The organism is Actinomycetota bacterium (assembly GCA_030650795.1).
In the GTDB taxonomy this organism is placed as follows: Bacteria; Actinomycetota; Actinomycetes; order S36-B12; family S36-B12; genus UBA11398.
Genome location: JAUSDJ010000040.1, coordinates 1 through 19,127, shown reverse-complemented (window position 1 = coordinate 19,127; position 19,127 = coordinate 1). Strand labels below are relative to the sequence as shown.

The following is a 19,127-nucleotide window of genomic DNA, read 5'->3' as shown; positions in this document are numbered from 1 at the left end:
ATGGCAAGCGAACTCGTTTCGGTCAGTGCGAGTTCGGCTTCCACGGCAAGTGCTGAACAAGTGTTTGCACTGCTGGCCGCTGGCGAAACCTGGCCTCAATGGTCGGCGATCAAGTCCTTCGCGCTGGAGAGCCCTGGCGCGGATTCCCCTGAAGGCGTTGGCGCAATTCGGCTGTGGAACTCAGGCCTCATGGCTGCGCGCGAGCAGGTTGTGGAGTTGCATTCGCCAACCAAGTTCGCGTACACGCTGTTATCGAGCAAATTGGTTGCTGTGCGAGACTACCGCGCAGATGTCGATGTGACGCCAACGGATTCCGGGTGCACCGTGGTCTGGTCTGCGGTATTTCGGCCGAAGCTTCCTGGCACCGGCTGGTTTTGGAAACTGGCACTGAGCAAGCTCAGTGCCAGTTTGGCCAAGGGTGTTGCGCAATACGCCGCTAAGGCTTAGTCCGCGGTCAGCAGGGCGCAAGCTGCAAAGCCGCCGACTGCGTTACTCACGACGCCGACTTCTGGCTTCTTGGGAAGTGCCCGATCGCCGGCGGTACCGCGCAACTGACGGGTGACTTCGATGAAGAAGTTGGCACCGTGACGTCGACCGACGTTGCATGCGCCGCCGTCAGTGTTGGTTGGCAGTGAGCCAGTGGCCGATGTGGCACCGGAACGGACGAACGAGCCGCTCTCGCCTTCGCCGCAGAAGCCCAGTGCTTCCAGCCACTGCATCGCGATGAAGCTGAATCCGTCATAGAGCCCAGCAGTATCGACATCCTTTGGCTTCAGGTCCGAACGGCTCCACATGCGCTTGGAAGCCATCCATGGCGAGGAGTGCGTCATGTCGCCCACCAGGCTGAAGTCCGCCTCCTTGGTTGTGCCGTTGGCCCAGGAGTCGAAGAACACCGGCTTCTGCTTCATATCGCGTGCCCGCTCTTCTGTGGTGAAGATCAGCGCGCTGGAGGAGTCAACGGGGTAGTCGCAGTCCAAGAGATGCAAAGGCTTTGCGATGTAGCGCGAGTTGAGGTAGTCATCCATCGTGAGCTCCTCGTGGAAGAAGGACTCAGTTGGGTTGGCCACTGCGAACTTGCGCTGCGCAATGGCGAAGGAACCGAAGTCCTCCTCGGTGGATCCGTACATTGCCATATGACGGGTCATGTACATGCCTGCCCAATGCGAACCCGTGAACGATCCGTAAGGCATGGAGAACTGCATGTTTCCGGGGATGCCGGCGCGTGCGCCACCGGCCAACAGGGCCGCGCCACCAGCAGCGCCATCCTTGTGCACAGTGCGCAGGGTCAGCACTGTCTCGGCGGAGCCTGACTCGATTGCGGCTATCGCGTGCATGGCGGCGACGCTGTAGGCAGCGCCGTCTACATTGCCCGAGTAGAAGGCCAGATCCGGGATCCCGAGCATCGCTGCGGTGTGCGTGGAAGAGACGAATTGGTGCGGGAAGCTGTGAACAACAACGCCGTCAATGTCAGTCGGCTTGAGGCCAGCGTCCTCCATTGCCGCAACGCTGGACTGTGCAGTCAACTTGTCCAGCGTATGTCCGGTACCTCGACTCACATCTGAGTAGCCGACGCCGACGATTGCAACGCGATTCTTCTTCGACATTAATAACTCCTGGGGTGTGTGGGCCTGCGATTGCCGGAACGCCCGACCATGCAAAACGATCCATGATTTGCGTCGAATACACGCAACTGCGTCTTAGTCAGCGGTCAACAGTGCGCAGGCGGCGAAGCCACCGACTGCATTGCTGACGACTCCAACCTTCGGGTTGTTCGGCAGGGCGCGATCACCTGCGGTGCCGCGCAGCTGACGGGTGACTTCGATGAAGAAGTTCGCACCGTGACGACGACCCACGTTGCACGCGCCGCCATCAGTGTTGGTGGGCAGCGATCCAGTGGCGGACGTGGCTCCCGAGCGCACGAATGCGCCGCTGCCGCCTTCTTCAGCGAAGCCAAGGGCTTCCAGCCACTGCATCGCGATGAAGCTGAATCCGTCATAGAGCCCAGCAGTCTGCACATCCTTTGGCTTCAAGTCCGAACGGCTCCACATGCGCCTGGACGCCATCCATGGTGATGAGTGGGTCATGTCCTCGACGAGGCTGAAGTCAGCCTCCTTCGTGGTGCCGTTGGCCCACGAGTCGAAGAACACTGGCTTCTGCTTCATGTCGCGTGCACGTTCTTCGGTCGTGAAGATCAGCGCGCTGGATGAGTCGACTGGGTAGTCGCAGTCCAAGAGGTGCAGCGGCTTTGCGATGTAGCGCGAGTTGAGGTAGTCATCCATCGTGAGTTCTTCATGGAAGAAGGACTCAGTTGGGTTGGCTACTGCGAACTTGCGCTGCGCAATCGCGAAGGAGCCAAAGTCCTCCTCGGTGGAGCCGTACATGGCCATATGGCGGGTCATGTACATGCCAGCCCAGTGCGGACCTGCAATGGAGCCGTAGGGCATGGCGAGCTGCATGTTGCCTGGAATGGTCTGCGGACCTCCACCACCCCTAAAGGTCTCCCCGCCTTGGCCGGCCTTGTGCACCGTGCGAAAAGTCAGAACGGTCTCGGCCGAGCCCGACTCGATGGCGGCAATCGCATGCATGGCAGCCACGCTGTAGGCAGCTCCATCGACATTGCCCGAGTAGAAGGCCAGATCAGGAATGCCGAGCATCGCTGCGGTGTGCGTGGAAGAGACGAATTGATTTGGGAAGCTGTGGGTCACCAACCCGTCGATGTCCGTTGGCTTGAGGCCGGCGTCCTCCATTGCGGCGACACCGGCCTGAGCGGTCAGTTTGGTCAGGCTGAGTCCGGTGGCGCGACCAACATCTGAGTAGCCAACGCCAACGATTGCAACGCGATTCTTCTTAGACATGCATAACTCCTGAAGTGTGGGCGCGCGTGCTAGGCAATTGGACGGAAGACCGGGAGCATGAAGCCTTCACCGAGTAGGTTGAAGGTCACGCCCACGCGATCACCGACGCGCACGCTGTCGGGATCCACATCAACGATGTTCGTGATCATCTTCAGACCGGGTTGGTCATCGAGTTCAACTACAGCAATCACAAAGGGGAGCTTGTCCTCGAAGTAGGGGTGGAAGGCTTGTGTTGCAATGCAGAACGTATAGACGGTGCCCGTGCCAGAGACGGCGGCTGAGCCCAAATCAAAACTCAGGCAGGCACTGCAGACCGGCTCGGGTGCATGCTGCAAGTGACCGCACGCATTGCAGCGCTGGATTACCAATTGGCCTTTGGCAGCGCCTTCCCAGAAGGGCTTGGTGAGCTCATTGGGCAGGGGCAGTGGGGCTGAAACCTCGGTAGTCATTCTTCTCCAGTCACTTATTCGTTGTCTTCGGGCCAAAGAGCGTCGTCAGCGAGTCCGCCCATGCCGCCAGGTCCGCCATCAATGGAAAGGGTCTGTCCGGTGATCCAACTGCTCAAGTCGCTGACGAAGAACAGCGCGCCATTTGCGATGTCAATTGGCCAACCGACTCTGCGCAGCGGCACGTGTGCGCCCATGCTGTCGGCATCCATCCCGAAGCGCTCCCATGATCGAAGCGCACCTTCGGAGGCAACTCCGCCGACTGCGATGGCGTTTGCGCGGATGCCTTTTGGACCCCACTCAGCAGCGATGACGCGAGTGAACATCTGGAGGCCAGCCTTGCCGGCGGAATATGCAGCGCCGCCCTTGACTCCGCTGACGCCAGCACCGGAAGACATCGAGACGATGGCCGCGTGCTCAGACTTCAACAGATGTGGCAGCGCCGCACGTGAACACAGGTAGGCGGACGTCAAATTGAGTTCGATTGAGTTGCGGAAGCGATCCGGCGCCATGTCCTTGGTTGGAAACATGTACGCGCCTCCGGCATTGTTGACGAGAATGTCCAACTGTCCGAACTCTGCGACGGTGGTATCAATGAGGTCTTGTACTTGATCGTCCTCGCGCACATCGGTCTGCTTGGCAATGACTCTGCGTCCTGTGTCAGCTGCGATAGATGCGGCAACTTCTTGCAGTCGATCAAGTTGGCGGCCAGCGACGACGATGTCAGCGCCGTTCTCGGCGAATAGGCGAGCCGTTGCCTTGCCTATGCCGGTGCCACCGCCCGTGATGATTGCAACGCGATTACTGAGATCGAACGTAGTCATTCGTCACTCTCCGGTGGGTTGGTCGTATGGCTTACCGTAAGAGTTTCGTCGGGGCCTGTCTGGCATTCAAAGAATCTCATTCTGCATAGAACCAATCCCAATGATTTCCATACCGTTACTCTCAAGAACGACGTATTCGATTCAACGAAGGACCTCAATTGCCCATCGATATTCCTCTTGTAGGACGAGTGCTGACGGCGCAGGTGAGCGGGCCGAGTGACCCGAACCGGCCTCGCCGGGTGGACTCGGTTCGGCGTACTAGCACTTTGAACATGGACTGGCCGAGTGGTCTGACTGGCGACGGACCGGGTCGGGTTCGCGGTCGCGCGCGAGATCTTCTGACCACGGCCAGCGGAACCAAGACACTCGCCGACGATGTCCTCGTGGCCGCTGTTGGCCAAGGTCGGGTCTACGAATCGCTCTTCACCTTTCCTGATCGACCTGCTCTCCAGACCCTCATTGGGCTTCACCGTCCTGCCAATTCGCGAAGTGCGGTCAGCGCACTGATTCCAGAAGAGCGCGAGGCCGGGACCCCGCTCTACTTGCTGCTCGACGATCTGCCAGCTATTGCTCTCGTCTCCGGTCAAGTGATGATCGAGTGGTTCACGCCGGAAGAAAGGAACAATCTGATGGGCAGCGGCCCTCGTCGTTCGGTCGTTGGCATCTGCTCCGGCTATACCCCGGGCTCTTCAGCCTTGGCCGCTGATGGCTCGGTGCGGACGATCCAGCAAGTGCAGGCGGTCGGGCCGTTGCTTTCGGAGTCCGATCCGATGGCCTGGCATCTGCTACAGCCGGAGACGACTGAACCGGAAATGCGCCGCGCCCGTCGCATCGACGTGTGGAAGGACGAGGTGCTGCACGTCGATGCCTTCTTCCAAGACAGCTGCACGACTCCTGGTGGAACGCGAGTTGCTGTGCACGAATACAACTTGGTAGCAACCGCGGATCTCGAAACTGGTGCGCTGTTGAGTGTGACGGCTGATCCTCGAGTGCTGCCCTTTGACAGTTGTCCCCCCGCTGCCGGCAATGTTGATCGCATGCTTGGAGTGCCACTCAACGAATTTCGCACGGCAGTGTTGGAGCGCTTACCGGGAACCCTTGGATGCACGCATCTCCGCGATGTGCTGAGAGCACTTGCTGAAGTTCCTGTGATGGCCCAGCACATTCAGTAGACTTGGGCCGCCGGTACTCGCAGAGACCGGACCAACCGAAAGGCTCCACGATGGCTGTCGAAGTGCCAGCTGATGTTCGCGTGCTCGGACCAGCAATTCCGACTCCGGTTCGGCGGCTAGGTTCGGTGCGCCGCACCTCAACCATCGATGCCATCTGGCCCGAAGGCGCTGGCACTCCGATGCATCTCTTCGGCCGCTCGCGCGATCTGCTCACTCCGAGCGATGGTTCAACTCCGGTAGTGCTCATCGAGGACTCCCTGGAAGCTGTAGTCGAGCCTGATCGCACTACGACATCCTTGAGCTCCATCCCAGCACGCGTTGATCTGCAGCCGCTGGTTGGCGTTAAAGGTGGTGGCGGTTCACGAGCCAGAGTTGTTCAGCAATTGCCAGAAGAAGTTGCGGCGGGGACTCCGCTCTATCTGCTCCTCGATGACCTTGCCGGTGCAACTTTGGTTTCAGGATTCGCATTCACGCATTGGCGCGACAAGGAGGAGGACTTCGACTTCAATTCGCCAGAAACCAAGGCGCGCAAGATTTCGTTGCAAGGAATCTGTGCTGGCTTCCAAAAGGGTGCAAGTGCACTTGGCGTTGATGGTAATCCGCCAGCCGTGCACGCAATCCAGCCGGTGCCAGATCTAGTCCGCGAAGATGATCCCTTTGCATGGCACGAACTCTTTCAGGTCGTTGAAGTGTCATCGCGTCGTTCACGTCGCATGGATGTCTGGCGTGAAGGTGATCAGTATGTGATTGACGCCTTCTTTCAGGATGCCGGCACCTCTCCAGGTGGACCGCGCATCGCTGTGCATGAATACACGATTCAAGCGACCGTCGATGCGACCACTGGCTTGGTTACTGCGATCCAAGCCTTGCCGCAGGTGCTGCCATTTCGCGAATGCCCGCTGGCATCGGTGAACGTCAGCCGCTTGGTTGGTCAGCCCTTGCGCGAGTTCAGGACAATTGTGAATGAGCAGTTGCCAGGCATCGATGGCTGCACGCACATGAATGACGCTTTACGAGCCCTTGCAGAAGTACCAGTGCTGGCGGCGCAGATTCGCTAGCTCGACTGTGCAATGGACTCTGGATCAGAGTTTGAGACGGACTCCGCTATGAGGGTTGGGTCAGGCGTATCACGCACCTTGTAGGCCTCTGGATCCTTGGGTGGATGCTTCATCGTGACTTCATCGGTGGTGGTGTCCAAGATTGCGTACGACAGCATCCCGTATGCGCCTGGCTCGCGAGTGAAGGTCAGTGATCCTGGGTTGATCACGAGGGTGCGTCCGATGCGCTCAACCATTGGCACATGGGTGTGTCCAAGAATCAAGTAGTCCGCGTCGAGTTCTTCGCAGCGTTGGAAAAGTGGATCTCCAGCATAAAGGTAGTGACCCTTTGGCGGCCAGGGAGTCGAGTGCACCATCAACAGCGACTTGCCGTTCACCGTGGTGCGAATTTCGTCAGGGGTATTACCGATGAAGTCCAGATTCGACTGGCGCACATGGGGTGCGGAACGCGCGCCCTTGCCATGGGGACCCATCAGGACCCATTCGTGATTGCCTTGGATGTAGCGAATGTTGTTGTCACGGATGATCTCTGCGACTTCGTTGCTCAGGCGATATTCGTAGTGCGCATCACCGGCGCACAGGATCTCATCGACGCCCTCGTCAATGAGTGCGCGCACTGTCAGCTGGAGGTGCTCATCCTGACAGTGAACGTCAGAAACGATCCCAAGCTTCACAGTGGTTACCTACTCAGTCAGCTGGTCCCTGATGAGTTCAAGGCCTGACGTCAGATTATGGGGTGAATGATTGTTTTGTGTACTTTCGCTGCGTTACTTCATCGGTGTTGGTGTCGAGGATCGCGTACTCGCCCAGAGCACCGAGTGCCTCTGAATAGGCGAGTGCACCGGGATTGATGACGAGTGTTCTGCCGAAGCGCTGCACCATCGGCACATGCGTGTGGCCGAGGATGAGGTAGTCGGCGTCGAGCTCATCGCAGCGCTGGAACAGTGGATCACCGGCGAAGAGGTAGTGGCCTTTTGGCGTCCATGGGCTTGCGTGCAGCATCAGCAGCGATTTGCCGTTCATCGTGGTGCGCAGGGACTCTGGGGCAGCGGCGACAAGTTCCAGATTCCCAGCCCGGACATGCATCGCTGTTCGAGCAGCAGTCCCATGCTCACTCATGAGATTCCACTCATGGTTGCCGGTGACGTAGCGAATATTGAATTCGCGAATGATGTCGACTACCTCATTGCTGAAGTGGTTGTCGTAGTGGGCGTCGCCTGCAAGCAGGATCTCGTCGACTCCTTCATCGATCAGCGCTTGCACGGTGAGCAGCAGGTGCTCGTCCTGACAATGAACGTCAGCGACGATCCCCAGTTTCACTATTGAACCTCATCACTCAACGTTCCCTTGATTGCCTCAAGCCCGGCCAATATAACGCTGTGCCTGAATCGATCGACGGCTTCGCGTCCTGCTTCATCCTTCAGGAGTCGGAGCCATTCGCGAGCCAGACTAGGTGATTCGGCGACGGCACGCTTTGTTTCAGATTGACTGCCGACCGCGTCAAGTTGGCGATTCACCAACGACGTTCCGTAGGCAAGTGTGTAGATCGTAGACAGGCCGAGCATCGCCTCACGCTCGCTGAAGCCGCCGTCGCGCAAGATCTGCAGGTATCCCTGCATGAGCCGCTCGCCATTCTTGGTCAGGCGCACTTCGGAGATCACTATGTCGATACCGGGATAGCGCTCATTAGAGATTTTGATGCGCCGCTGCAACTCGCCGAGGCGTTCCTGCCAGGTACCGAAGTCGGGATCTGGAACTTCAATTGGCGCCAGCACCTCTTCGACAAGCATCGAAAGCAGATCCTGCTTATTGGCCACGTGGTGATACAGCGCCATCGGGGTGACCCCGAGCACTCGGGCCAGCGAACGCATGCTGAGTTGGTCGAAGCCCTCGCTAGAGCCGAACTCCAGAGCCGCGCGCGCGATCTCGTCGCGGCTGAGTGTGGGATTGGCGGCGGGCTGGCGACGGCGGGAGGCCTGCTTGGTCGTGGCACCGACAGTCATAGTAGGAACAGTAGTACCCGACTCGTAAGTATTGCGATAACGGACCCAGTGGGGTGCGGTCCGACTTTCGGCGTCTTCGCTGGCTCATGCCTTGGGCGCAATATCCGCTGCAATATTTTTTCTAGAATAACTTGACCTTTTCAGGTATACAGCGTAAACCTGCCTCTAGAACAGTACAGGTGACCTGTCCCTCCCAGGCATCGAGTTCGGGTTCTTGACCGCACTTGTGCCCAGGATTCCTCCATCAGACGTGAAAGGCACATCCATGACCACCATGAGCACAATGCTTTGGGCCAACTCCGGAGACTCGCACTTCATCGAGCCAGCCGACCTCTGGTCCAAGGAGCTCCCCAAGTCCCTCTCCGATCTCGTTCCCCGTTCGGTCAAGGATGAAGATGGCTTGTGGGAGACCGTCTACGTCGATGGGCAGTCCTTCCGCCGACGTCTGCCTAAGCCCGCTCAGATCGAGTTCGGCAAGCTCGGTAGTCGCGCACCAGGATTTTCCGACTTCTCTCAGCGCATCCCCGATCAGGATGCTGAAGGTGTGTGGGCAGAACTCGTCTTCCCGTCGCTGGGGATGTGGGCAGCTTCCTTCAAGACTCGTGAGCTCCTGCGCGAAACCGCCCGAGTCACCAACGACTTCTCAGCCAGCGAGATCATCTCTCTGAATCCTCGCTTGCTCCCCACTGCACAGGTGTCGACATTGGATGTCAATGACGCAATCACGGAGATGCAGCGTTGCGCAGGTCTTGGCTTCAAGAGTGTCTTCTTGACCGTGAGCCCGCACCCGATGCAATTGGATTGGCAGCACGAGTACTGGGAGCCACTGTGGGCAGCCATGGAAGAGGCCAAGATGGTCATCGCTTTCCACATCGGCACTGAGCCAATTGACATGGCTGCAGGTGAGGTCATTGGTGTGACCTACCGCGGACCGGGTGGCGCAGTGATGAACTACACCGAGACCACCTTTTCCGGTCAGCGTGCCGTCATGAAGATGGTGGCTTCAGGCGCACTTGACCGTCACCCAGATCTGAAGGTCATGGTCTCTGAAGGTGGCGCTACGTGGGCGCCGTTCTTGGCCGACCGCATGGAAGAGGGCTACCGCCAGCATCACATGGCCGTGCGTCCCAAGCTGAATCGCTCGCCTCGCGAGATCATCTACTCGCAGGTCTACGCCTCCTTCCAACATGACCCGACTGCGGTTGCAGCAGTGCAGTACATGGGTTTCAACAACGCAATGTGGGGATCGGACTACCCGCACATGGAAGGCACGTACGGCCACACGCAAAAGACCTTGCATGAACTCTTCGACGATGTGCCGCAGGCAGTATCGGAGCGCATCCGCTTTGGGGCCTTTGAAGAACTGTTCCCCACGGCACCTAAGGCACCAGCCGAAATTCGTCACTAAATCCGCAGCGAAGAAGGTGGGCTGTCAGATCCGTCTGGCAGCCCACTGCGCTGTGAAGCCCGAATATTCGATTCATGCTAGAGAAGGAACCATGGCAGTAGAAGAAGAAAGCGTGATGAGCGAATCCCCGCAAGAGTTCTTGCAAGACATCACTCCCGGATATTGCGATGTGCAGTCCTTCGTGCCGGTCGAGGGTGGCTATGCCGGCCATTGCACTTGTGGCAGTTGGGATGTAGTGATGCCAACGCAGGAGGAGGCGCACGCACTCGCAGTTCAGCACACCATGGCTATTACCCTGAAGGAATTGGCCAAACGTGAAGCGCAAGCTGGGACTTCGGCGTAGAAATTGGGCATCGGGGAGGCAGATCAAAGCACGCCCCGGTGTGCCGATCGTTGGCCTAGCATTCGCTGCAGTTTTCGACCAGAATCCGCTATACGCCGTAGACCCTTGTCAGTACTTTTCGGCGAGGGTCTACTTGCGCGGCTGAGAACTGATCTGTGAACCACGGGAAGGGGCAAGACATGAGTGGAATGCTGCACGGACTCAAGGTCGTCGAATTAGGCGGCGGACTGTCCACTGCACATGTGGGCAATCTTCTGGCTGACTTTGGTGCCGAAGTCATCTCAATCGAAAGTCCTGGCGGCGCGCAGTTGCGCCGTGAGCCGGGCTTTCTGTTTCTCGCTCGCGGCAAGAAGAGCATCGTCCTTGACCTGAATGATCCAGTCGACGCTGAGGTTGCCCGCAAACTCATGGTTGACGCCGATGTTGTGGTGACCCAGCAGCGGGTAAGTGAGCGCGAGGCTTGGCGTCTTGATGCGATGACAGTCACCGCGTTGAACCCGCGCCTGATTTACGCGCAGATCACTGCCTTCGGGCTATCCGGTTCACTTGCAGACGTCAAGGTCGATGAGCCGCTCATTGCCGCCAAGCTCGGCCTCAATCAATCATTCGCTGGAGTCACGGATCGACCGGGACCTTCGTGGTCGACTACTCCGTGGGCCTCATGGAGTGGCGCGCAGGCAACTCTGCAGGGAATCTTTGCTGCAATGCGTGAGCGTGAGGCGAGCGGTGCCGGCCAGACCGTTAGCACCAGTCTGGGCCATTGCCTAGGTGGGCTTGACCCATGGATGCAGTCCAACGCTGCACTTGCGCAGATCTTTCCCGATGCCATTCAAGGTGGCGGAATGGTGTTGCGTGAAGATGGCGCACCCTTCCTCAGTTACTCGTACAAATTGCTCGTCGCGATCACCAAAGACGGGCACTGGCTGCAGTTCTCGCAGGTGCAACCGCGGCTGTTCAAGGATTTCATGGAGGCTTGTGGCCTGAACTGGATGTACACCGACGAGAAGTGGGCTGCGTTCATGACCATGTGCACGGACACCGTCATGATACCGCCGGATGCTTCAGGCGAGATGCGCTTCGAGTTCTGGAACATGCTCTACGACATCGTGCAGCAGAAGACTCTTGCGGAATGGGAGATCACTTTCGACGAGTGGCCCAATGTGTTTGCAGAAGTATTCCGCCGAGGAACAGATCTCCTGCATCACCGCCAACTCGAGGTGGAAGGGCAGTTGTCGACCATCACTGATCGTGAGCACGGCGAGGTGTTGCAGCCCGGAGCGTTGATCCGATTCAGCGACACTCCTGCGCAGCTGAGCGCGGATGCCCCGCGGCTCAATGAACATAGCGATGAATTGCGTGAGCGTGCCAAGGCACTCTCGCTGGATGCTCGCCCGGAGGTCACCGGAGCACCCAGCTCTCTGCCGCTGGCTGGTGTCACGATCATGGAATTGGGTACCTTCTACGCAGCTCCCTACGGTTCAACGATCCTCACTGATCTCGGTGCGCGCGTGATCAAGGTGGAAGCCCTTGATGGCGAGCCAATGCGTTTCCAGCAGGCATTCCCCGAAGCCGGTGCAATGAAGGTCTTGCAAGGCAAGGAGTCACTCGCCCTTGACCTCGGTTCCCCTGATGCCAAGAACGTTCTGGCCCGGATCGCGCAGGATGTCGACATCGTTATGTGCTCGTTCCGGGCTGGTGCCGCCGATCGCCTTGGTGTCGGATTCGGCGATCTGAAAAAGATGAATCCGAACATCATGTATCTGGACTGCCCTGGCTTCGGGGTGCTTCCGCCATACGGAGCGCGTCCGGCCTTTGCTCCGACAATTGCTGCGGGCAGCGGCATTGCAATGCGCAATGTTGGGAGCCAGATCCCTGAGACCATGCCCTCATCGCACGAAGAGTTGCGCAAGTACGGCGGCAAACTCGCAGCTGGTGGCACGACCTCGGCTGCTCAGCCCGATGGCGTTGCCGCTTTCGCTGTTGGCACGGCGCTCGCTATGGCTGCATATCTGCAGTCAGTTGGTATCGGTGGACAGCAGTTGCTTACCACGATGCTTCAGTCCTGCGGTCATTGTCTGGGCGAGACGATGGTCGAATTCAATGGTCGATGGGAGCCGTCAACGACAGATGGCGAGATTCTTGGATTCAGTGCTCTTGAGCGACTGTATGAGACGAGTGAGGGCTGGGTCACCTTGTCGGTCACCACTGATGCAGAGTGGAGTCGGCTTGCAACGGCGCTGAATGAGTTCGCAGATCTCAACAGCGATATTCGTTTTGCAAATGCTTCGTTAAGGGCCGAGCATGACGGTGCCTTGACGCAAGCACTCTCCGGCGCATTCGCAAAGAAGAGTGCTAACGAATGGGAGCGGGTAATGCTCAAGACTTGCGTTCCGCTGCTGGAGGTCAACCCCGCTGCGGCCGAGCACATCATCATTGGCGAACTCGGAGTCGAGCATGGCTGGGTCGCACGAGTGGAGAGTCCGATCGTCGGCGAGTACCCGCGGCTGTCCCCATACCAGCAGTTCTCACGATCGATCACAGTTGCGCTGCCGGGCAACACCAAGGGGCAGCACACTCGCAAAGTGCTCACCCAAGCCGGATTCACGGAGGACGAAATCCTCGGGTTCGCTGAGAAGGGGCTTGTGCAATTTGGCTAGTCGTGCCCCGGACCTCAGCGGCTAGCTGAAGGCGACGATGCCGCGCTCGCCGTAATCGGTGATCGCCGACTCATCGAAGCCGATCTCCTCCATGATGGCGCGCGTGTGCTGGCCCTTGGTTCCGCCTGCCGTGGCAACCGTGCGCGAGCGCGAGAAGCCAGCGTAAGGGCCAAGCCGCGAATACGCACCAATCATTGGATGCTCGACGGTCGCGAGCCAGCCGTGCTCCTCTGCGAGGGTGCCGACGTAGATCGTCTCCGGTCCGGCTTGCACGCACTCAAGACATCCGACATCGGCTGCGAGCAGAAGCTTCTGCCACTCGGCGGCTGAGCGTTGCTTGAAGATCGCGCATAGGCGCTGAACCAGCAGTTGATCATGTTCAGCTCGCAGGCTCGAGTTTTCAAATCTGGGTTCGCCGGCAAGATCATCGAATTGCGCGAGGGCCAAGGACAGATTGAGCCAGTCTGTGTTCGAAGGAGCCGCCAAGGACACCCAGCCGTCACTCGTCTCATACAGGTGCACGAGCGCATTCAGGCCGAGCACTTGATCATCGGTCGAACTCGGTTCCCATCGGCCCTCGAACTCCACCATCATCTCGCCCAGACAATGACCGCAAGACTGGAGCATCGTGGTGAGCAGGGACTGTCCGGGTACTCCCTTGGCCTGGAGGTACGCGGCCATTGCGAGCGCACTGCCAACAGCGAAGGAGGCAACGCCATCGGGCTGCGCCGACCCACCGCCACCGCCCGAACTCGCCTGCACGGCCATCAGGCGGATGGCGTCATTGTCGACTGGAACACCTTCAGGGATCTGGCTTCCGACATTGCGCATGGACATGCCGCTCCCTGCGGACATCGTGGGAGCGAATGCCGGGCGGCCGCCGTACGGCGGCAGGATGCCAAAGCCGGGGCAGTCCAGATACATCAGATTCGGATTGAGCTTGATGAGGTCATCGGCAGTGACACCAAGTCGTTCAGCAACACCCATGCGGAAGGAGCACATAACTATGTCGACCAGCGGGATCACCTTCGCCAGGATCGCCCGCGCCTCAGGCGAGCCAAGATTGAGACAAAGCGATTCCTTGCCCTGCAGAACCTTCATGCCGCCGGCCTCTGGAAAGGCCTGAGCGGTGCGCATCGGATCGCCCTCGATTGGCTCGATCTTGATTACACGCGCACCCAAATCGGTGAGCATGGTCGATCCGTGTGGAGCCGCGTAGTAGGTGCCCAGCTCCATGATGGTTACCCCTTTGAGTGGCAGGTCATTGGGCACATTGCCGGACTCGACTGTGCGCTCGAGCGCGAGCCCATCCGCGCGTGCACGAAGCTCATCGCCATGCTCATCGAGATGGGGGGCATCGGCGCCGAGTTGCGCCGGCGTTCCGCTCATCCGAATAAGCGGTCCGGGCATGAGCACATCACCGTGGCGACGATCCTTGATGGTGACGAGCTGTCCTTCCACTTCCATCTGTGGATGCCGCAACAAATCAGTACCGCGACGGAAGACCTCGGCGAAGACGTTCGGCCACTCGTCGAAGATCGCCTGCCATTCCTTCAGGGTCTTGCCCTTGACGATGTCCAGCAGCAGATCCCAGAACTCCATCTTCATCGCAGCATCTGCCGATGGCGGAAGCATGACGGTGTCAGTGCCCATGGTGACGAACTCGCTCCACTTTGGATCCTCGTACATCCAGCCCAAGCCACAGGCGAGCATGAAGTCGCGGAATAGCCGCGGCTGCACCTGAGAGAACTGCAGCCAGTGGCCGTCCTTGGTGATCGCCACGAGCAGCTTGTAGGTATAGCTGGAGTTCGGGCTTCCGTCAGCCGCGACGGGGGCCGACGCGGTGAACGCCTCGGGAAAGCGCTGAGTGAGGACGGCGTTTGCCTGTCCCCAAGGATCCTGGGCGCCGAGCGAGTGAGCAAGTGATGCATCGACGGTTTGCCCGAGTCCACTCGATTCGCGCTCACGCAGGGCGGCGAAGATCCCGTGCAGCAGAGTCTGCGAGGCACTCCAGGCAGCGAAAGGCACGGTGATGAAGTTCGGCCCCGATGCCAGGGTCAATCGCTGGTTCACTGAGTTGCCGCCGACCGTAGCCATGACGAGCGACTCGTGACCCTTGACGTCAGCAAGAGGCCCTTCAAGCCCCCACCCCGTTACCACGGCCATGACAACCCTGGGGTTGACTGACTGCACGCTCTGCGGATCCAATCCCCAGGCTTGCAGGGTCTTCTGCCGCACGGAGGTCACGACTACATCAGCCTGCGACATGAGCTTCAGTGCCTGCTCCGCCTGCGGCGGTTGATGGCAGTCAAGCACAACGCTCTTCTTGCCTCGGCCCATAAACAGGTAACCGGGCTCCTTTCGGAGGGCGATCCCGCGAGGCGGCTCAATGGTGATCACCTCAGCACCGAAGTCGGCGAACACATTGCCAACTTGGGCCACCGAGAGCCCGTCGCCCAGTTCGACAACTTTGAGTCCCTGGAGAACTCCACCCATTTCGTACCTCCACGTGTCCAAGCAATGAGCCCCGGACGCCGGCGGAGAGCTGCCTTACGGGGTATAGCCGTGTGTGGACGGTAGGTCCATCGGGACCATTGCGGGGTGCAATTCCACAAACTTCCGAACATTCCTTGAGTTGGAGCAACTTCTATGTTGGCAGGCCGACAAATTTGAGCTATAGACCTACAAAGAGCTTCCAAATTGTCGGAATGCTTGCTCGAAGCAGGAAGTTGGTTAACACTGTACAGACGTTCACCCTCGCCGGTACTGACCGCAGACCGGACGTTTGGAAGGAAAAGCAATGACGATCACGGTGCCTGTCGACCTGTTCCCAAAAGGTCCCGCCGTAGCTGCCCCCACCCGACGCCCCGGATCGGTGCGGCGCACATCAACAATCGACAGCACTTGGCCAGACGGCATGGAAGCAAACCGCACAGTGATCGGCCGCTCGCGCGACCTCTTCACCCCGCTTGGTGGCGCAGAGCCGATCGTCCTGGCTGAAGATGTGCTCATCGCAACCGTGGCGCCGGATCGGCAGATCGTGGCGATGGAGACGCAGCCTCCTCGTGAAGGTGTGCAGGTGCTCGTTGGCGCCCAGGGTGGCAGCAATTCGCGTGGCCGTGTGGTTGCCGCCGTTCCTGAAGAGGTGGAGGCGGGTACACCGCTCTATCTCCTTCTTGACGATCTGTCTGGCGCGACGCTTGTCGGCAGCGTCGCCTTCCGCTTCTGGGAATCCCAAGAGGCTCAGGATGAGCGCATGCGTCAGATGAAGAAATTGGTCGGCGTGCGCGTGATGGAAGGTATCTGCGCCGGTTTCCAACCGGGATCCTCAGCGTTGAATGCTGACGGATCCAACAAGTCGATGGGTGACACCAAGCCGGTACCGCCGATTAACAACGATGAGGATCCGTGGGCCTGGCACGAGCTGACCGACCCGCACGAGCCATCGCACCGGCGTTCGCGTCGCATTGACCTGTGGCTTGAAGATGGCGTTGTGCATATTGAGACCTTCTTCCAGGATTCGTACACCACGCCTGATGGTCACCGTGAGGCTGTGCATGAGTACGTCGTGACAGCGACGGCTGACCGGGTCACTGGTGAAGTCATCAGCATCGGCGCGGACCCTCGCGTGCTGCCGCATTACGAGTGCCCACTCGCAACAGTTGCCGTGTCACGAATGGTTGGTCAGCCACTGCGTGGCTTCCGCGACTCCGTCAACGAGAAGCTCCCAGGCATTGACGGCTGCACGCACATGAATGACACTCTCCGCTCGCTTGCTGAGGTGCCAGTACTGATCCCTCATCTGATGTAGCCGCAGCTCCCGCTACTCAGCGACGATGTTCATTGCAAGGAGGTATCGGCCAGCCATTGCATAGAAGCCGACGAGCAATGTCATGTCAGAGATCTCCTGAGGCGACCACTCGGCGGCAGTGCGATCCCACAACTCGTCTGTCGTTGTCAAAGCGTCAGCTGCCTCGCAGAAATCCAATGCGGCGCCCTCTGCCGAGCTGAAGTCATGGAAGTCACCGCACTTGAGCGCATTGAGTTCTGCGCGAGTAATTCCGGCCTTCAGAGACGCTGGTTCGTGCAGTGCTATCTGATAGCTGGAGCCTATGCGGTAGAGCGTGCGCAAGACGAGAATCTCGCGCATGCGATCGGACAGCCGAGAAGCGGAGTGTACTCTGCCGGACAGGCTTGCAAAGCCCTTGAACATCTCCGGATTGTTGTAGACAGCCCGCACGATCCGATTGTCGGTTGCCATCTCTTCAGGCAATTGTGCTTCGGGCAAACGTTGCACGGTGCGTCCTCTAGTTGTCGTTGTTGAGCTCGGCAATGAGTGGTCCAAGTTCCCATGCCAGCGGCTCACTTACTGTGAAGTAGGTGACGCCGTAGCGCTCATTGATCTTGCGTACGTGCTCAGCGAGTTCGCTCGTGTTGCCGATCAGCCCAAATGGCGACTCGAGCAATTCATCGACCATGAGGTTTCCGGCCGCTCGTCCTCCCGTTGGACCGACGGCTCGCTGCGAAGCGGTTTCCCGATTCTCACCCGGCACAGAGAAGGTGCCGAACAGGATGCGCACACCAATGGTGAGATCTTCGCGCTCGTAGCCGCCTGCTTCCCTAATCCAGTTCAATTGCTCTTCGAATGCAGCCTTGCGGGTATCCGACGTACCCGACATCTGGGTCAGATGCTAACGATCTGAGCATGTTTGGCGGCGTATGTCAGCATCCTCTTGCCACCACCACCTAGCATGATCGGCAGTGGATCCTGTATGGGTTTCGGCACGGAAGTGAAATCGTCGAGCGAGTAAAATTGGCCAGCGAATGTGACCGGCTCGCCGGTGAAGAGTCGCCGCAACACACTGATGCTCTCGAAGAGTCGACTCACGCGCGTGCCCGGTGGATCCCAAGTCGCAATACCAGTCTTCGTCAGGTCTTCTTCAAGCCAATCCGCGCCAATGCCCATGTCCACGCGCCCGGCGGACAAGACGTCCAAAGTCGCAATCTCTTTGGCCAGCAACGAAGGATTGCGGAAATCGTTGTTGAGTACCTTGATAGCTAGCCGAATAGTCGTGGTGATGCTTGACGCCGAAGCTAGAGCAATCATCGGAGCTAATTGGGGGAGACTCGGTCCGAGATGGTCGGGAACCGAGACGGAGTAGAAGCCCATCGCCTCTGCGCGCTGAACCTTCGCTACCCACCCCGTCGCATCCGGCGTGAAGGGCATTTGAATCGAGAATTTGAATCTGGGACTCAACTCGTCGCCCCGCCATCCACGTACAGGGTCTGACCGGTGGTGTAGCCTGCGCCATCGGAGCAGAAGTAAGCCATCGCCTCGTACTGCTCGCGGCTCGTTCCGAATCTCTTGATGGGATTGCTTCCCGTAATCGCATCGGCATTGGCGAGCTGGCTGCTGGCTGCCTCAAAGGCACTGATGCCCGGCTCAATGCAATTGACTGTGATGCCGAAATCGCCCACTTCCCTGGCCATTCCGCGCGTCATGTTCTCCACTGTGGACTTCGTGAGCCCGTACGAATTTCCGCCGCTCTTTGCTGCCATGGACGACACGTTTACGACGCGGCCCCACGAGTTCGTCTTCATCGCGGAGACTGCGGCACGCGTAGCGCGCAAGGTCCCGTTGACATTCACAGCCCAAGCGAGGTCCCAAACCTCATCGGGACACTCAAGAAGTCCCGCTTCGGCGAGCCCGCGCCACAGTCCGGCGTTATTGATGAGGATGTCCAAGCGGCCGAACTCCTGAACGGTGGCCCCAACGAGAGCATTCACCGAAGGCTGCGACGTGACATCGCACTCGATGCCGATGCACCTGGATCGGATCGCATTAGCCTGCTCGGCAGCACCAGTTGTGTCCTTCACATCGGCTACGACGACGTTCGCGCCGTCGGCTGCGAAATATCGCGCGTAGTCGCGCCCAAGTCCTCGTGCAGCTCCAGTGACGATGACGACTTTCCCGCTGAAACGATTCGAATCATTCATCCGCCAAGTATGTGATAGCCCAGCATCAATGGTCGGTCCTTGGTGAACAACGCCAAATGCTTCAGGCCCCTTTGGGATACCAAAGGGGCCTGAAGCTGATTCCACCCTTGTGCGGGTGACTTGCGTGCGGTGCTATTGGTTATGCTTCGTCGGCTGGTGGCGCAGGAACGTGAGGGAAGAGCTCGGCGAAGGCACCGATGCGGATCCGGTGGCTGGCCACTGCGTCGATGTCGTCGCACAGTTCGTGCAGGGTCTTCTGGGTGTGGCCGAAGGTGCCCTCCCAGTGCGGGTAATCGCTGCCGAACAGGCCGTTCTGGTAGCCCTGAGCCGTCAGTGCAGTTGTCGATGAGCGGTAGTCGTGCTG

Annotated in this window: 20 protein-coding genes; 7 read left to right on the top strand and 13 right to left on the bottom strand. The window is 59.0% G+C overall.

Going from position 1 to position 19,127, the window contains the following annotated elements:
• The gene (locus tag Q7L55_12045; GenBank protein ID MDO8733280.1) at positions 1 to 447 is read left to right on the top strand and encodes an SRPBCC family protein; all 447 of its coding nucleotides are present in this window, start codon (positions 1 to 3) and stop codon (positions 445 to 447) included.
• On the opposite strand, the gene Q7L55_12040 is transcribed toward Q7L55_12045, so the two are convergent.
• From Q7L55_12040 to Q7L55_12025, 4 genes are all read right to left on the bottom strand, one after another.
• Positions 444 to 1,604, bottom strand: a complete 1,161-nt coding sequence (locus Q7L55_12040) for a thiolase family protein (GenBank protein MDO8733279.1) — start codon at positions 1,602 to 1,604, stop codon at positions 444 to 446. The two genes, Q7L55_12045 and Q7L55_12040, sit on opposite strands and share 4 nt — an antisense overlap.
• Positions 1,605 to 1,697: 93 nt before the next feature.
• Entirely contained in the window at positions 1,698 to 2,855 is a 1,158-nt protein-coding gene (locus tag Q7L55_12035; GenBank protein MDO8733278.1) for a thiolase family protein, read from the bottom strand.
• 29 nt (positions 2,856 to 2,884) lie between these two features.
• Positions 2,885 to 3,304 (bottom strand): OB-fold domain-containing protein, encoded by a 420-nt coding sequence (locus Q7L55_12030; protein MDO8733277.1) that lies wholly within the window; start codon positions 3,302 to 3,304, stop codon positions 2,885 to 2,887.
• Between the two features lie 14 nt (positions 3,305 to 3,318).
• Positions 3,319 to 4,125 carry an SDR family oxidoreductase gene (locus Q7L55_12025; protein ID MDO8733276.1) on the bottom strand — a complete coding sequence of 269 codons (807 nt, stop codon included), beginning with the start codon at positions 4,123 to 4,125 and terminating at the stop codon, positions 3,319 to 3,321.
• A gap of 272 nt (positions 4,126 to 4,397) precedes the next feature.
• On the opposite strand from Q7L55_12025, the gene Q7L55_12020 reads away from it, so the two are divergent.
• Both Q7L55_12020 and Q7L55_12015 read left to right on the top strand, forming a co-directional pair.
• Complete coding sequence (locus tag Q7L55_12020) at positions 4,398 to 5,297, top strand: DUF2889 domain-containing protein (GenBank protein MDO8733275.1); 900 nt, start codon at positions 4,398 to 4,400, stop codon at positions 5,295 to 5,297.
• Between the two features lie 50 nt (positions 5,298 to 5,347).
• On the top strand, positions 5,348 to 6,355 hold the full coding sequence (locus tag Q7L55_12015; GenBank protein ID MDO8733274.1) for a DUF2889 domain-containing protein: 1,008 nt from the start codon (positions 5,348 to 5,350) through the stop codon (positions 6,353 to 6,355).
• Here the strand turns inward: Q7L55_12015 and Q7L55_12010 are convergent.
• The 3 genes from Q7L55_12010 to Q7L55_12000 are packed head-to-tail and all read right to left on the bottom strand — an operon-like array spanning position 6,352 to position 8,358.
• Positions 6,352 to 7,029 (bottom strand): metallophosphoesterase family protein, encoded by a 678-nt coding sequence (locus tag Q7L55_12010; GenBank protein MDO8733273.1) that lies wholly within the window; start codon positions 7,027 to 7,029, stop codon positions 6,352 to 6,354. The genes Q7L55_12015 and Q7L55_12010 overlap by 4 nt on opposite strands.
• Before the next feature lie 55 nt (positions 7,030 to 7,084).
• Entirely contained in the window at positions 7,085 to 7,675 is a 591-nt protein-coding gene (locus Q7L55_12005) for a YfcE family phosphodiesterase (protein ID MDO8733272.1), read from the bottom strand.
• On the bottom strand, positions 7,675 to 8,358 hold the full coding sequence (locus tag Q7L55_12000) for a TetR/AcrR family transcriptional regulator C-terminal domain-containing protein (GenBank protein MDO8733271.1): 684 nt from the start codon (positions 8,356 to 8,358) through the stop codon (positions 7,675 to 7,677). The genes Q7L55_12005 and Q7L55_12000 overlap by 1 nt, the downstream gene beginning before the upstream one ends.
• A 265-nt stretch (positions 8,359 to 8,623) precedes the next feature.
• On the opposite strand from Q7L55_12000, the gene Q7L55_11995 reads away from it, so the two are divergent.
• The 3 genes from Q7L55_11995 to Q7L55_11985 all read left to right on the top strand — a co-directional run bounded on the left by Q7L55_11995 (position 8,624) and on the right by Q7L55_11985 (position 12,766).
• On the top strand, positions 8,624 to 9,766 hold the full coding sequence (locus Q7L55_11995) for an amidohydrolase family protein (protein ID MDO8733270.1): 1,143 nt from the start codon (positions 8,624 to 8,626) through the stop codon (positions 9,764 to 9,766).
• 91 nt (positions 9,767 to 9,857) lie between these two features.
• A complete protein-coding gene (locus Q7L55_11990) occupies positions 9,858 to 10,109 on the top strand; it encodes a hypothetical protein (protein ID MDO8733269.1) in 252 nt (83 codons plus the stop codon).
• Positions 10,110 to 10,288: 179 nt separating this feature from the next.
• Positions 10,289 to 12,766, top strand: coding sequence for a CoA transferase (locus tag Q7L55_11985; protein ID MDO8733268.1), 2,478 nt, complete (start codon positions 10,289 to 10,291; stop codon positions 12,764 to 12,766).
• 21 nt (positions 12,767 to 12,787) lie between these two features.
• On the opposite strand, the gene Q7L55_11980 is transcribed toward Q7L55_11985, so the two are convergent.
• A complete protein-coding gene (locus Q7L55_11980; protein MDO8733267.1) occupies positions 12,788 to 15,262 on the bottom strand; it encodes a CoA transferase in 2,475 nt (824 codons plus the stop codon).
• 304 nt (positions 15,263 to 15,566) lie between these two features.
• Here Q7L55_11980 and Q7L55_11975 point away from each other — a divergent pair, with 304 nt between their 5' ends.
• The gene (locus Q7L55_11975; GenBank protein MDO8733266.1) at positions 15,567 to 16,577 is read left to right on the top strand and encodes a DUF2889 domain-containing protein; all 1,011 of its coding nucleotides are present in this window, start codon (positions 15,567 to 15,569) and stop codon (positions 16,575 to 16,577) included.
• 12 nt (positions 16,578 to 16,589) lie between these two features.
• Here Q7L55_11975 and Q7L55_11970 read toward each other — a convergent pair whose 3' ends face one another.
• The 5 genes from Q7L55_11970 to Q7L55_11950 form a co-directional block, all read right to left on the bottom strand.
• Positions 16,590 to 17,063, bottom strand: coding sequence for a carboxymuconolactone decarboxylase family protein (locus Q7L55_11970; GenBank protein MDO8733265.1), 474 nt, complete (start codon positions 17,061 to 17,063; stop codon positions 16,590 to 16,592).
• A gap of 10 nt (positions 17,064 to 17,073) precedes the next feature.
• A complete protein-coding gene (locus Q7L55_11965) occupies positions 17,074 to 17,445 on the bottom strand; it encodes a hypothetical protein (protein MDO8733264.1) in 372 nt (123 codons plus the stop codon).
• 5 nt (positions 17,446 to 17,450) lie between these two features.
• Entirely contained in the window at positions 17,451 to 17,993 is a 543-nt protein-coding gene (locus tag Q7L55_11960) for an LLM class flavin-dependent oxidoreductase (protein MDO8733263.1), read from the bottom strand.
• A 26-nt stretch (positions 17,994 to 18,019) separates the two neighbouring features.
• Entirely contained in the window at positions 18,020 to 18,763 is a 744-nt protein-coding gene (locus tag Q7L55_11955; GenBank protein MDO8733262.1) for an SDR family oxidoreductase, read from the bottom strand.
• A gap of 139 nt (positions 18,764 to 18,902) precedes the next feature.
• Positions 18,903 to 19,127 (bottom strand): amidohydrolase (locus Q7L55_11950; GenBank protein ID MDO8733261.1); only part of this gene is annotated, 225 nt, incomplete at its 5' end.

Bases quoted from the DNA above. Each gene is read 5' to 3' on its own strand.
- Q7L55_11990 (MDO8733269.1), top strand. From the start codon at position 9,858: ATGGCAGTAGAAGAAGAAAGCGTGATGAGCGAATCCCCGCAAGAGTTC.
- Q7L55_12040 (MDO8733279.1), bottom strand. From the start codon at position 1,604: ATGTCGAAGAAGAATCGCGTTGCAATCGTCGGCGTCGGCTACTCAGAT.
- Q7L55_11965 (MDO8733264.1), bottom strand. From the start codon at position 17,445: ATGTCGGGTACGTCGGATACCCGCAAGGCTGCATTCGAAGAGCAATTG.
- Q7L55_11980 (MDO8733267.1), bottom strand. From the start codon at position 15,262: ATGGGTGGAGTTCTCCAGGGACTCAAAGTTGTCGAACTGGGCGACGGG.
- Q7L55_12000 (MDO8733271.1), bottom strand. From the start codon at position 8,358: ATGACTGTCGGTGCCACGACCAAGCAGGCCTCCCGCCGTCGCCAGCCC.
- Q7L55_12045 (MDO8733280.1), top strand. From the start codon at position 1: ATGGCAAGCGAACTCGTTTCGGTCAGTGCGAGTTCGGCTTCCACGGCA.
- Q7L55_12025 (MDO8733276.1), bottom strand. From the start codon at position 4,125: ATGACTACGTTCGATCTCAGTAATCGCGTTGCAATCATCACGGGCGGT.
- Q7L55_12035 (MDO8733278.1), bottom strand. From the start codon at position 2,855: ATGTCTAAGAAGAATCGCGTTGCAATCGTTGGCGTTGGCTACTCAGAT.
- Q7L55_11955 (MDO8733262.1), bottom strand. From the start codon at position 18,763: ATGAATGATTCGAATCGTTTCAGCGGGAAAGTCGTCATCGTCACTGGA.
- Q7L55_12020 (MDO8733275.1), top strand. From the start codon at position 4,398: ATGGACTGGCCGAGTGGTCTGACTGGCGACGGACCGGGTCGGGTTCGC.
- Q7L55_11960 (MDO8733263.1), bottom strand. From the start codon at position 17,993: ATGCCCTTCACGCCGGATGCGACGGGGTGGGTAGCGAAGGTTCAGCGC.
- Q7L55_12015 (MDO8733274.1), top strand. From the start codon at position 5,348: ATGGCTGTCGAAGTGCCAGCTGATGTTCGCGTGCTCGGACCAGCAATT.
- Q7L55_11995 (MDO8733270.1), top strand. From the start codon at position 8,624: ATGACCACCATGAGCACAATGCTTTGGGCCAACTCCGGAGACTCGCAC.
- Q7L55_11985 (MDO8733268.1), top strand. From the start codon at position 10,289: ATGAGTGGAATGCTGCACGGACTCAAGGTCGTCGAATTAGGCGGCGGA.
- Q7L55_12030 (MDO8733277.1), bottom strand. From the start codon at position 3,304: ATGACTACCGAGGTTTCAGCCCCACTGCCCCTGCCCAATGAGCTCACC.
- Q7L55_11975 (MDO8733266.1), top strand. From the start codon at position 15,567: ATGACGATCACGGTGCCTGTCGACCTGTTCCCAAAAGGTCCCGCCGTA.